The 12,932-nt window shown below is 37.3% G+C and carries 11 protein-coding genes; all 11 read right to left on the bottom strand.

Going from position 1 to position 12,932, the window contains the following annotated elements:
- Positions 1-138: 138 nt before the first annotated feature.
- Complete coding sequence (gene thrS / locus G600_RS0108195) at positions 139-1,932, bottom strand: threonine--tRNA ligase (protein ID WP_027431515.1); 1,794 nt, start codon at positions 1,930-1,932, stop codon at positions 139-141.
- A gap of 522 nt (positions 1,933-2,454) precedes the next feature.
- Positions 2,455-3,456: a sugar ABC transporter substrate-binding protein gene (locus tag G600_RS0108200; protein ID WP_034245992.1), complete on the bottom strand. Its 1,002-nt coding sequence runs from the start codon at positions 3,454-3,456 to the stop codon at positions 2,455-2,457.
- Positions 3,457-3,469: 13 nt separating this feature from the next.
- Positions 3,470-5,479, bottom strand: a complete 2,010-nt coding sequence (locus tag G600_RS0108205; protein ID WP_027431517.1) for a methyl-accepting chemotaxis protein — start codon at positions 5,477-5,479, stop codon at positions 3,470-3,472.
- Between the two features lie 184 nt (positions 5,480-5,663).
- The gene (gene hypE, locus G600_RS0108210) at positions 5,664-6,656 is read right to left on the bottom strand and encodes a hydrogenase expression/formation protein HypE (RefSeq protein WP_027431518.1); all 993 of its coding nucleotides are present in this window, start codon (positions 6,654-6,656) and stop codon (positions 5,664-5,666) included.
- A 55-nt stretch (positions 6,657-6,711) separates the two neighbouring features.
- Complete coding sequence (gene hypD, locus G600_RS0108215; protein ID WP_027431519.1) at positions 6,712-7,782, bottom strand: hydrogenase formation protein HypD; 1,071 nt, start codon at positions 7,780-7,782, stop codon at positions 6,712-6,714.
- Complete coding sequence (locus G600_RS0108220) at positions 7,782-8,000, bottom strand: HypC/HybG/HupF family hydrogenase formation chaperone (protein WP_027431520.1); 219 nt, start codon at positions 7,998-8,000, stop codon at positions 7,782-7,784. Before G600_RS0108220 ends, hypD begins: the two co-directional genes overlap by 1 nt.
- Positions 8,001-8,024: 24 nt before the next feature.
- A complete protein-coding gene (gene hypF / locus G600_RS0108225; protein ID WP_027431521.1) occupies positions 8,025-10,415 on the bottom strand; it encodes a carbamoyltransferase HypF in 2,391 nt (796 codons plus the stop codon).
- A gap of 27 nt (positions 10,416-10,442) precedes the next feature.
- The gene (locus G600_RS14100) at positions 10,443-10,889 is read right to left on the bottom strand and encodes a 4Fe-4S dicluster domain-containing protein (protein WP_051195429.1); all 447 of its coding nucleotides are present in this window, start codon (positions 10,887-10,889) and stop codon (positions 10,443-10,445) included.
- Positions 10,890-10,986: 97 nt separating this feature from the next.
- Positions 10,987-12,069 (bottom strand): hydrogenase large subunit, encoded by a 1,083-nt coding sequence (locus G600_RS0108235; RefSeq protein ID WP_027431522.1) that lies wholly within the window; start codon positions 12,067-12,069, stop codon positions 10,987-10,989.
- The gene (locus tag G600_RS14105) at positions 12,062-12,481 is read right to left on the bottom strand and encodes an NADH-quinone oxidoreductase subunit C (protein WP_051195430.1); all 420 of its coding nucleotides are present in this window, start codon (positions 12,479-12,481) and stop codon (positions 12,062-12,064) included. The genes G600_RS0108235 and G600_RS14105 overlap by 8 nt, the downstream gene beginning before the upstream one ends.
- A complete protein-coding gene (locus G600_RS0108245) occupies positions 12,481-12,930 on the bottom strand; it encodes an NADH-quinone oxidoreductase subunit B family protein (RefSeq protein WP_027431523.1) in 450 nt (149 codons plus the stop codon). Before G600_RS0108245 ends, G600_RS14105 begins: the two co-directional genes overlap by 1 nt.
- Between the last annotated feature and the right edge of the window lie 2 nt (positions 12,931-12,932).

Here is a 12,932-nt window from a genome sequence, read left to right on the forward strand (position 1 = left end):
TTAATTAGATTATATCACATTAGGTTTTTATTATAAAGAAAAAGGACTAGGAAACTATTAGATTATTCCTAATAATTCCCTAGTCATCTCTTTTATTGTTAGAAACTTCTGAGTCTGTTTATATATTTTTAATGTTGATTAGTCGATTGTATCAATGACATCAAGACTATGTGTCTCGTTCATCTGCTTACACATTTCAATGAACTTCTCAAGTGGAACATTGTTAAGCTTCTTGTTAGTACCTCTGATGTTGATAGATACTGTTCTTTCAGCAACTTCCTTATCACCAATAACGATGATATATGGATCCTTGTAGTTCTTGAATGTCTTAATCTTAGAATTCATGTTGTTATCTGAGTAGTTAGCTTCTACTCTAACGCCAGCCTTATCAAGTAAGTCAGCAACTTCCTTAGCATATTCGTTATGCTCTGGTAAAATAGGAACAACACCTACCTGGTATGGTGATAACCAGAATGGGAATGCACCTTTGAAGTTTTCTGTAATAATACCGAAGAATCTTTCGAATGAACCAAAGATAGCTCTATGTAATACTACAGGCTGCTTCATTGAACCATCAGCTGCAACATACTTAAGTTCGAAGTTCTTTGGAAGCTGGAAGTCAAGCTGGATTGTACCAGTCTGCCATTCTCTACCAAGGCAATCCTTCATCTTTAAGTCAATCTTAGGACCGTAGAATGCGCCATCACCTTCGTTGATTTCGTATCCGCCTTCGCCAAACATTTCATTTAATACGTTCTTTAAGCTTTCTTCAGCCTTGTTCCATACATTGATATCACCCATGAAATCTTCTGGTCTTGTAGATAATTCTACTCTGTATGTTAAACCGAATGTATTATAAATGTCGTTAGCAATTGACATGATGTTCTTGATTTCTGAACCAATCTGATCTTCTGTTACAAATAAATGGCAGTCATCCTGACGGAATAACTGAACTCTAAATAAACCATTTAACTGACCAGACTTTTCCTTACGGTGTACAAGGTCTGTTTCGTTGTAACGGATTGGAAGATCCTTGTATGAATGCTGCTTTCTTCTATAAACCATCATAGCGTTAGGACAGTTCATTGGCTTAAGAGCAAACTTAAAGATATCATCTGGATCTGTATCGTCATCTGCTTCTTCATTGTACATAAGGAACATGTTGTTCTTATAATGAGCCCAGTGACCTGATGTCTTCCAAAGTACTGTAGAGTTAACTACAGGAGCTGCGATTTCTTCGTAACCCTTCTTATCATGGATGCCTCTCCAGTAATCAAGTAAGGCATTAAACATCTTCCATCCTCTTGGTAACCAGTAAGGCATACCAGGAGCTGTCTCATCAAACATAAATAAATCAAGAGCTGGACCAATCTTCTTATGGTCTCTTTCAAGAGCTTCCTGAATTAACTTCTTGTGTTCCTTAAGCTGCTGCTTGTCTGGGAATGCGTAAACATAGATTCTCTGAAGCATATCTCTATGTTCGTCACCTCTCCAGTAAGCACCTGAAACTGACTTGATTTCAAAGGATGCTGACAATAATTCCTGTGCGTTAGGTACGTGTGGTCCACGACATAAATCATAGAAATCATCACCTGTGTTATATACTGTAATCTTCTCACCTTCTGGTAAGTCGTTAATCAATTCAACCTTAAATTTCTGATCTGCAAAAAGCTTTAAAGCTTCTTCCTTAGAAACTTCCTTAACAGTGAAATCTTCTTTTCTCTTTAAGATTTCTGTCATCTTGTTCTCGATAGTCTTGTAATCTTCCTTAGTTACTGTTCTAGGTAAGATAAAGTCATAATAAAAACCATCTGCAATCTGAGGTCCGATTGCAATCTGTACATTTTCCTTACCGAAAATTTCCATTACTGCCTTAGCAAGAATGTGAGCAAGTGAATGGCGGTAAACCTCTAAATACTCCTCTTTAACCATTATTGGCCTCCTTAAAAATATAAATGTAGTCTAAAGCTTACGCTTTAAAAAAGCCGGGACGATAAAAAAAGCCCCATACATCAGAATAAACAAACTAAATTAGATAATAAGAATCTTAAAATTTAGTTTTGCTTATCTAATGCACGGGACGTATAGTTTACTTTTACGCGGTTCCACCCTGCTTGCCAAAGTGTTATATAAAGGAGCTATGCTTAAATCGGAAAGTCTTAAAAGTTTCCTGCAATGGCTTACCCATAAGTTTAACTTCGGCCTCTCATTTAATGATTATAACGGAATCACCGGGCTTTATTAGAGCCTCTCAGAGCTGGTGTTCAATTAAGTTTAAGTTTGGATGCTTCCACCAAGCAATTGCCTGCATCCTTCTCTGGAACCTCCGCTTAATCTACTGGTCTCTTCAACGATTTATGCATGTATTTTTAAAATGTACATGCAAGATTTATTTTAGAACGAAAAAGAGAAAAAGTAAAGGGCAAATTCAGAGGAACCACAATCTTTTAAAGTTTATTGATAACTTGATACGTTTGTTTTTGATACGGCCTCGAAATCTACGTAGAAACAGAAATTATTATCATCTGCGCCTTCGATGGATTTCGTAGAATTTCCATTTGCAAGGGCTATGGCAACCTCTACTGCTTTTTTGGACTGACCCTCGGCATTTTGGTAAACTGTAAAGCTTAATTCGCCATTGGCAATGGATTTACAACCATCAGCTGTAGCATCTACTCCTGCTACAGGAACATCTGAGGTGCTAAGACCATGGGCCTTTAAGGCTGTAATTGCACCAAGCGCCATAGTGTCATTATTAGCAAAGATAACATCTAGGTCTTGATTTGTTTTAAAGAAAATTTCCATTAAGTTGGCAGCTTCTGTGTCTGACCAACTTGCATAGTCACAAAATACTATATTTAAAGTGACATTTTTCTCTTTAAAATATTGCTTTACAGCTTCTGTTCTTCCTATTGTTCCAGAGTGATTTCTTTCTCCCATAAGGATGATGGCATTTATACTAGAAGGCTTACCAAGTTTTTCATACATGTATTCGGCTTGTAGTCTTCCAGCCTGGTACTCATCTGAGGCTACATATACGTACTTATTAGCCTTTAAAACGTCTTCATCTGGTTTGTTATTCATAAATATTACAGGTAAATCTCCCGCTGCTATTTCTAATTGTAGAGCTGTAGCGGAATCTACTGGGACGCAGATAATCGCATCGTATTTTCCAGATTCGGCAGCAGCTTTTATATCAATAACTTGTTGGTCTACACTAGAACCACATAGAGTGGTGGTTACACTTGCCCCTTGTGCTTTTGCCATAGATTCCACTGATTCTTTAAGGCTTAATCTAAAGTCATCGTCAGTATCCTTTATAGTAAAGAAGAAGGATAAGCCAGAGCCTGAACCTGAAGAAGAATTACAAGCAGTTAAAAGGCTAGTAACAGGTAATAGACTAACAATTAATATGAGTGCTAAAATTCTTTTTAAAATCTTACTTGTATTTTTCATATATTTACACCTCCTATTCTTCATCATCACTTTCAAGCTTAAACTTAGATACATAGCTTGTAAGCTTTTCAGAGGTGTCTGCTAATTCTTCTGAATTAGCTGCAACGTCTTCACTATGTCTTGTGATGTTCTCTGCCTGTTCTACCATTTGCTTAGAGGTTTCAAGAATCTCATCAGCAGAGGCTGCCTGTTCCTCAGAAATAGCGGCTACATTAGTTGCAACGTCATCTACCTTAGTAACACCATTAATCATATCTGTTACAAGATTATTTGAAGTAGCAATGTTTTCATAAATCTTGTCAAAGGTTTCAACGGCAGTATCAATTAATACTGTATTTGACTGGATATTTTCTGCACTAGTATTAGCCTGAGTTACTACTTCGGATATTAAGTTTCTGATTTGTTCAATCAACTTAGCAATATTTTGAGCATTATCTGCTGAGTTTTGAGCTAATTTTCCAATTTCACCAGCAACTACAGCGAAGCCTTTACCAGCTTCTCCTGCTCTTGCTGCTTCTATACTTGCATTAAGTGATAAGAGGTTTGTTTCTTCTGCAATTTCTCCAATAAGACCTACAATACCTGTGATTTGTTCAGAGGCATCTCCAACCTTATTAATAGATAATAATAATTCTTCGATAGATTTTTGAATCTGGGTCATGGCAAAAGATAGTTTTTCCATATCTGTTTTACCTTGTTTAGAAATTTCTACAGATTCCTGCATAGACTCATTTGCTTTAGCAGAATTGCTTCTAGTATCTGATACGACTTCTGTTAAGGTTTGGGCATTAATGGCAATTTCGTTAACGGCTTTAGCAAGTTCATCTACAGTAGAATTTAAGTTTTGCATTGCCTTAGCCTGTTTTTCTGAAGCTTCATACATTGACTTGGCAACGACGTCACTAGTCCTTGATTGATCCTGAAGTTTGTCAGATTCTAGGGCTACATTTTTAAGCATATCTCGCATTCGAACAATGAAGTCCTCTACTTTATCACTCATAATGCCGATTTCATCATTGCTAGAGCTGTTTATGCTAATTGTAAAGTCGCCATCTGCCATGGCAGTAACGCCATCAGAAATTTTAGAAATTGGCTTAATAAGATAATTTACAATTACTATAATTACAACAGATGTAAGTAAAATAGCGAATACTGCAATAATTGCAAGTCTTCTTATTAAAACGTGAATAGAAGACATAACAATATCTTTTTTGATATAAGAAACTAATACCCAATCAGTACCGTCAATTTGAGTTAGGCTGACAAGATAGTTATTTATTTCCTCTTTGTTGTAATCCTGATTATCGATTTTTTTTGCAACTCCAGATAATAATTTATCAGAGCTTGAGTTGATATTTGTTGAAACAAGACTAGTATCAGGATGGGCTAAGATAGTGTTATCGTTAGTATCTATAAGGAAAGAATAAGCATTATCCATCTTTACACCAGAATTCACAATAATACTAATCTGGTCAAGGGATAAATCTGCAGCAAGTACCATTAACTCATCTCTATTAAGGTTTATAATACCTGAAGCAGAGATAATAGAGTCTCCTTTATAATCAGTATAAGTCTGTCCATAATTGAGGTTTACACGGGTTAAACCATCCTTATACCATTTTTCAGAAGTAACATTTTCACTAATCTTAGTAGATTCACTTGCCTTGTATAATTTACCTGTGGATGTGCCAATGTAAATACCATCCTTTGCATAGCTATTGTAGCCATAGAAAGAATCAAGAATTTCCTGAAGTTCTTCATCATCTGGATTTGTTGCTTCAATAGTTTGTTTTACTGAAGAGAAGTTTTCTAGATTTTTCTCTAGCCAACTTGTAATATTATCAGCTTGGTTGTTTAGAGAAGATTCTAGAGCATCTTCTGATAAGTTTTGTATCATTTTTTCAGAAAGAATTCCTGCCATAACAATAATTAGAATAATAAATATAATTATGGCTGGCATGATGAAAACAAGAAACTTATCACGCACTTTAATTACGCGTTTAGTTTTAGTTGCTTTGCTCATAAAAAAATTTACCTCCTAGCATCTTATTAAGTTGTCACATTATACTTATTCTAATTATATCATAGAGTTTAAAAAGATACAAATAGTATATATTTGCATAAGATAAGGGCTATCGTAAAAGATAGCCCCTTTTTATAGAATCATACAGATTTAATTACAATAATTCTTGAAACCTTACAATAAGTTAACAAATTCTAGGCAAGCCTTCACCCTGTAATACATCTAGTATTCGCTTTCCGCCTATCTCGGTTTCAATATATACGCAGGCTTTATCTTCCGCCATTTCTTTTACTTCTCCGATTATTACGGCATTTTCACCATATTTAGAATTTCTTATGACTTCAAGGGCTTTACCGGCTTCATTCTTTGGAACGACAATGATACATTTTCCTTCATTACCCATATAAAGAGGGTCTAGACCTAGAAGTCCACAGAAATCACGAACTGCATTACTTACAGGAATCTTATCTTCTTTTAGCTTTATATCAACCCTAGAACTTCTTGAGAGTTCTGTTAGTACTGTTGCTAGTCCGCCACGAGTTACATCTCGCATTGTATGTATATTAATCTTTTCTTTTAATAGATTAGATACTATGTCTGTTAAAGGTGCGTTATCACTTTTAATAGAGTTTGTAATATTCATGCGGCTTCCAAGAATTGTTGCATGGTGATCTCCTAAGTTTCCTGAAAGAATTACAAGATCCCCAGCAGTTAAATTCCTAGAGTTAATGTCTAATCCTTCCTCGACAAATCCCACACCGGCAGTATTTATCATGATTCCACCGTTACCATCTATAACCTTTGTATCTCCGGCAACTATTATTACTCCCGCTTCCTTTGCAGTTTCTGCCATTGAATGAACTATTCTTTTTAGAGTCTCTGAGTCTGCGCCTTCCTCTATAATAAAGCCACAAGTTATGTATTTTGCTTTAGCTCCACGCATAAGTAAGTCATTAACCGTTCCACAAATGCAAAGACGACCAATGTCACCACCGGGATATTCAATGGGTTTTACAACGAAACTATCTGTTGTCATTGCAATTTTTTTAGAACCTGGAATAACCGCACAGTCCTCTAGTTCCTTTACTGTTTCATTATCAAATTCCTTTATGAAAATTTCATCTATTAATTCAGAAGTGAAAGCACCTCCACTTCCGTGAGCCATTGTTATAATCATTTTTGTCCTAACCTTTTAATTGTAATTTTTAGGTTATCCTCCTATTCTTTATGAATTAATCGCCATTTTTAAATGCTTGATAGCAGCTTCCTTCTGAAGAAACCATACAAGCTCCTTGAGGTGTAAGGGGACTACAATACTTTTTAAAGAGTGGGCATTCTTTTGAAGAAATTTTACCCATTAAAACATCAGAACAGCGACAAGCTTTATTAATCTTATAATCGTCAACTAAGTTAAAGCTACCAGCATCATATTTTAGATATTCATCTTTTAGGTAAAGGCCGGAATTTTTAATGTTTCCCATACCTCGCCAGATTGCATCTCCCTTTTTAAAATACTTATTGATATTATCCTTTGCCTTAGTGTTACCTTCCTCTAAAACTACTGATTTGTAGTAGTTACCAACCAATGACTTTCCGGTCTTTATAAAGCTATCTTTATTGATGCAGGTTTTAGTTAAGGCATAAATTCCAACTAATAATTCCTTAGGACTAAAGCCAGTTACTGCCATTGGCACCTTGTATTTATTAGATACTTCGTAAAATGCTTTTGTTCCTGTAATTACACTAACATGGCCAGGTGCTATAAAGCCATCGATTTTAGCATCATTTGCACAAAGAAAATCTATGGCTTCTGGCATTGTTTTAAGTGCCGTTAAGAGCTTAATATTCTTAATATCCTCTCTAATTATTGCATCTAAAAGCAAGGTATAGACAGGAATTGTTGTTTCAAAACCCACACAGGCAAATATGTAATTAGTCTCAGGATTTTCTTTTGCCATAGGAATTATATCCATAGGAGAATAGACGTAGTCTACCTTTAAGCCCTTACCTTTTTCTTCATTTAGACTAGAATTCCTGCCTGGGATTCGCATCATATCGCCAAAGCAAACGATATGAGCCCCGGTTTTTCCTAGCTCTATTAATTTATCTACAAAGGCAGAAGGACTTACGCATACTGGGCATCCCGGACCAGAAATCAATTTTATCTTTGGAGAGATTATTTTTTTGATTCCTGATTTGGATATAGCTGCTGTATGACTGCCGCAAACCTCCATTAGCCTTAATTCTTTTCCATCATAGTTTTGTAAAAATTCGACATATTTTTTAACATCAATTTCAGCCATTAACTAAGTTCCTCTATTTCTTTGAAAATGTCTAGAATCTCCTCGGCTTCTGATTTAGAAACCTTTTGAATTATGCAACCTGCGTGCACTAAAACGTTATCACCAATAGAGACATCTACAAGTCCCGTTGCTGCATTAACTAAGTTGCCGTTAAAGTCCACAGTTGCTGTATTATTATCATTAATTTGGGTGATCACACCCGGAATTGCAACACACATATTTCCTCCTATTTTGTAAAAATCTTAATTTCCTAGATAAATCTGGCCAAGGGCAATGCCACCATCACCGCAAGGCACCTTCTCATTTAGGTAAACCTTAAAGTCCTCTTTTTCTAGTCTAGTTACTAGAAGTTTAAGCAGCAAGCTGTTATTAAAGCAGCCCCCGGATAGGGCGATGTCAGAACAATTTGTTTTATCACGCATGGCAATAGCCACGCTAACTAAGGCCTTTGCAAGGGAGTTGTGGAATTCAAAAGCAAGCTCATCCACTCTTGCGCCGGCAATATATAATTTGAATAAATCGGACATAAAGCCCTTACTATCCACTAAAATTTCACCATTGATTTCCTTTACTATTACAGGAATTATGGCTGGATTTAAATTTTCAATTCTCTCAAAATACCTTGTGGCAAGGGCTTCTAGCTTCATTGGTGCCTCGCCCTCGTAGCTATTTTTCTGGCAAATGTTCATAATCACCGCCGCAATATCAAAGAGCCTTCCAACAGAAGAGGTCTTGTAAGAATTTATGTGCTCTTTTAGCGCAGCCTTTAAAAGATCAAGGCTTGCGGAGTTGATATATTTTTTAAAGCAAGGATGATTAATCAAAAGCTCTTCATCCACTAGCTTTGCATTAATTGCCTGAATCATAGCCACCATGGCAGATTTATCAATATCCACCGTGGCATTGTCAGCTCCAATTAACTCTAAATAGTCAAAATGTCCCAAGCGCCTAAAATCAGTGTCCTTGCAGTACAAGAACTCGCCACCCCAGATATTTCCATCATTTCCATAGCCCGTGCCATCTAAAACAATGCCAATGCACTCGGATAGTGAATGTTCTGCCATAACCGAGGCCTGATGGGCGTGATGATGCTGAATTTCAAGGGCTTTAGTGCCTGCCTCATTTGCCAAAATCTTGGTATCTTTGTTGGAATAGTAGCCTGGGTGCCTATCCGCTATGAAACTCTCCGGCTTTAGGTCTAGTAGCTTTGTGAAAATCTTTCTAGCTCTGTCCTTTGCCTTTCTTGCCTCATAGTCGTCTAAGTCACCAAAATGGCCACTTAAAGTTACATAGTTTTTTCTTGCTAGAGCAAAGACGGATTTTAAATCTGCCCCTGCTGCGTAGTAATCATTTTTCAAAAATTTATTTATCTTAATTGGGTCAGGAACATAGCCCCTAGCCCTCCTTATAATCTGCGTTATTTCTCTATTATCAAGCTTTGTGACCTTCACAATAGAGTCATCCAATGGATTTATTATCTCTCTTTCATTATATAAGCTTCCGTCGATTTGTCCATTTTTTACAAGATCGAAAATGTCTTTATCCCTTGCAATAATAGGCTCTCCCGCAAGATTTCCACTAGTCATAATTAGACATTCAAACTCCTGCATTAGTAAAATCTGCAAAGGATTTGAAGGAAGCATTGCCCCAAGTCTTATGGCATTGTCATCGATTTCCTCAGATAAGTTGTAGCCAAAACTATCAGTGTCACTGCCAATTTCTTCTCTCTTTCTAACTAGCACAATAGGTCTTGCATTAGATTCAAGAAGCTCTGCTTCTTTTTCTGATACATAAGCGATTTTCTTTATTGTCTTAACATCAGGAAACATGACTGCAAAGGCCTTTTTCTCACGTGCCTTTACTTGGCGCATTTTCCTAATGGCCTTAACATTTTTGGCATCACAAACAAAGTGGTATCCGCCAATATCCTTGACGGCTAGCACTTTTCCTGCCTTTATTTCTTTAACAGCTTTTGAAAATGCATCTTCCCTTTCAAGTTTATAATCTTCCACTAGGCCATTAATTTCGTTTCGTTTTTTTGCATAAAACTTTAGAATGGGACCACAGTCATGGCAAGCGATAGTCTGAGCGTAATGTCTTATATTTTCAAAAGTCTTATACTCAGTTTCACAGGCCTCACACATTGGAAAGTCCTTCATGCTAGTGTTTTCCCTGTCGTAGGGAAGCTCATTAATTATGGTAATTCTTGGACCACAAGCCACGCAACTAATAAAAGGATAGCGATATCTTCTGTTATTTTTATCAAGAAGTTCGCTCTTGCATTTGTCGCAGGTTGCGTAATCCACGGGGATGAAACGAATGTTATCGTGGATGTTTAGAGAGTTGTTAATAAAAAAATTACGGGGAGGATTTTCATTGCTAGTTTCTGTGCTAATTAAAATATTGTCGACCCTTGAACCTGGCAAAACTGTGTTATTTTTACATAGCTTTGAAAGATTTTCTTTAAGGATATCGAGTCCTTTTTTATCATCAAATATTTTAATTAGGACTTGACCACCAATGTTGGATACACTTCCTTTCAGGTTTAGTTTGTTGCCGAGTTCCTCTACATATGGGCGAAAGCCCACACCTTGTACAAGTCCAGTAACATTTAAGCTATAAAGTGTATGCATCAAATCCCTCCCCGTTTATGTTTATGTTTATTCCTCTGCCTTAGCTTTTGCTGCGGCTTCGGCTTTCTGTTTTGCTATTTCAGCGGCCTTAGCTGCTGCGGCAGCCTTTGCCTCTGCTTCTTTTTTAAGCTGTTCCTCGGATTTCTTATAAGTAGCAACGCTCTTTTCAAATTCAGGTGTTTGATAACCTACCACCATTTTTAAACATTTTTTAGGACATTTATCTACGCAAAATCCGCAGGCTACACAGTCAAATCTATCAATTGACCAAGTGGCATTAGCTCTGTCTACGGCAAGGGCATTGCTTGGACATGAACGAACACACATACCACAAGAAATGCAATTGTCGATGTCGATTTCTACATGGCCTCTACTACCCTCTGGGTACTTAATTTCACTAGCTGGATAGCTAGTTGTTACAGGGGGAAGAAATAGATTTTTTAATGCTTGTGTAGCAAATTGTAAAATAGCCATATCTACTCCTTTCTGTATTTGTTGTTTCCAGATTTTGTTAAACTGCCGACCACAGGCCAAGCCTTTCGGCCGGCGATACATTTTCATTATCAAAATCTTATCTCTCGGTACAACTAATACATGGATCAATTGTAAGTACAAGTAAACCAACATCGGCTAGCTCTGTGTTCTTTAACATCTCGCAAAGGCCTGCAATATTGGCAAATGTAGGAGTTCTTACTCTGATTCTGTCTAGGTATGGAGTGCCATTTGCCTTGGCATAGTAGAAGGCCTCGCCACGTGGCTGCTCCACTCTCATAATAAACTCGCCGTTAGGATTTCCCTTAACTGGAGTGCTAAGTGTCTTGTCTGCTGGAAGCTTTGCAATAGCCTGACGAATAATGTCAATTGACTGGTAAAGCTCCTTTAAACGTACATAACATCTAGCATATGAGTCACAATCATTACTTGTAATTGGCTCAAAATCTATCTTAGAATATCCTGCATATTCTAGCTTTCTTAAATCTACTGCAAGGCCTGAAGCTCTTGCAAATGGACCAACACAGCCAAGTTCGTGCACCTTTTCCTTTGAAAGAATGCCCACGCCCTTAAGTCTTGATTCAACTGTGTAATCATAAAAGAAAGTCTTTTCAATAACTTTAAGTTCCTTTTCAACCTCACTAAGGGTCTCAAGAATTGTTCTTTGCTTATCTTCGTCGATGTCTCTTTTGACACCGCCAATTGTATTTACGGAGAAAATGAGTCTCGCACCTGCAGTTAATTCATGTAGGTCAAGGACCTTTTCACGAATTCTCCAGCACTGATAGAATAGATTTTCAAAACCAAAAGCATCAGCAAGTAAGCCTAGCCAAAGGAGATGAGAGTGCATTCTATTAAGCTCTGCCCAGATTGTTCTAAGAAGCTTAGCTCTATCTGGAACCTCCACATCCATGATGTGTTCTATAGTTTCGCAGTAGCCCATACCATGCTGGAAGCTACAAATACCGCAGGTTCTCTCAACTATATAAGTCATTGTATTATAATCTTTTTTCTTTACTAAGCCTTCCAAACCTCTATGAATAAAGCCGATTGAAGGAATTGCTTCAATTACTCTCTCATCCTCTACAACTAAGTCTAGGTGAATTGGCTCAGGAAGTACGGGATGCTGAGGGCCGAAAGGAATAACGCTACGTTTACCCATTGTTTTCTTCCTCCTTCTTCTCTTCTTGTGGCACACCCAGTGGCGCCTCCACGTTTATTCTATAGAGCTTATTGTCAAGATCGTTAGTAATTAACTTGATTTTGACACCGAAGATTTCCTTCATTTCATTTTCATAAAAAAGCGCTGCCGGAATAAATTCAGTAATGGAGTGAATCTCTTCCTCTGGCGAAATCACAACCCTTAAAGATAGCGCTTCAAGAGTTTCGTAATTTGAAAATGTATATGTTAAATGAAATTTATCTTCGTAATAGGCTGCGCAGGCTTGGGAAAATCTCAAACCTTCTCGCTTTAATTCTAGACATCTCTCAAGTAAGTCACTTGCTGGAATTTCCTCAATTTTTGAGAGCTGGCGCACTTTGTCGTTAGTCTTTAATTCAACAGTCTCATCCATTATGCAATTCCTCCTTCAAGTTCTCTTTCTAGAGCTTCTGCTCTTTGGTTATAAATTTCGATGCCTTTTAAAATGCCATCAATAATTGCCTGTGGTCTTGCTGCGCATCCAGGTACATAGACATCCACAGGAATTGTAGTATCTACGCCGCCTTTGATGTTGTAGCATTCCTTAAATACGCCGCCTGTACAGGCACATACGCCAATAGCAACTACCACCTTTGGGTCTGCCATTTGCTCATATAACTGTTTTACTGTGGCTTCGTTTTGTGCATTTACGCCACCTGTTATTACTAAAATGTCTGCCTGAAGTGGATCACCTGTGTTCATAACGCCAAGTCTTTCTGCGTCATAAACTGGTGTCAAACAGGCTAAAACTTCAATATCACATCCGTTACAGCTAGATCCATCATAGTGGAGAAGCCAAGGTGATTTTAATCCTTTTCCCATGT

It is taken from the genome of Lachnospira multipara ATCC 19207 (genome assembly GCF_000424105.1).
Taxonomy (GTDB): Bacteria; Bacillota; Clostridia; order Lachnospirales; family Lachnospiraceae; genus Lachnospira; species Lachnospira multipara.

Coding starts and splice junctions, on each gene's coding strand:
- thrS (WP_027431515.1), bottom strand. CDS start 1,932: ATGGTTAAAGAGGAGTATTTAGAGGTTTACCGCCATTCACTTGCTCAC.
- G600_RS0108200 (WP_034245992.1), bottom strand. CDS start 3,456: ATGAAAAATACAAGTAAGATTTTAAAAAGAATTTTAGCACTCATATTA.
- G600_RS0108205 (WP_027431517.1), bottom strand. CDS start 5,479: ATGAGCAAAGCAACTAAAACTAAACGCGTAATTAAAGTGCGTGATAAG.
- hypE (WP_027431518.1), bottom strand. CDS start 6,656: ATGATTATAACAATGGCTCACGGAAGTGGAGGTGCTTTCACTTCTGAA.
- hypD (WP_027431519.1), bottom strand. CDS start 7,782: ATGGCTGAAATTGATGTTAAAAAATATGTCGAATTTTTACAAAACTAT.
- G600_RS0108220 (WP_027431520.1), bottom strand. CDS start 8,000: ATGTGTGTTGCAATTCCGGGTGTGATCACCCAAATTAATGATAATAAT.
- hypF (WP_027431521.1), bottom strand. CDS start 10,415: ATGCATACACTTTATAGCTTAAATGTTACTGGACTTGTACAAGGTGTG.
- G600_RS14100 (WP_051195429.1), bottom strand. CDS start 10,889: ATGGCTATTTTACAATTTGCTACACAAGCATTAAAAAATCTATTTCTT.
- G600_RS0108235 (WP_027431522.1), bottom strand. CDS start 12,069: ATGGGTAAACGTAGCGTTATTCCTTTCGGCCCTCAGCATCCCGTACTT.
- G600_RS14105 (WP_051195430.1), bottom strand. CDS start 12,481: ATGGATGAGACTGTTGAATTAAAGACTAACGACAAAGTGCGCCAGCTC.
- G600_RS0108245 (WP_027431523.1), bottom strand. CDS start 12,930: ATGGGAAAAGGATTAAAATCACCTTGGCTTCTCCACTATGATGGATCT.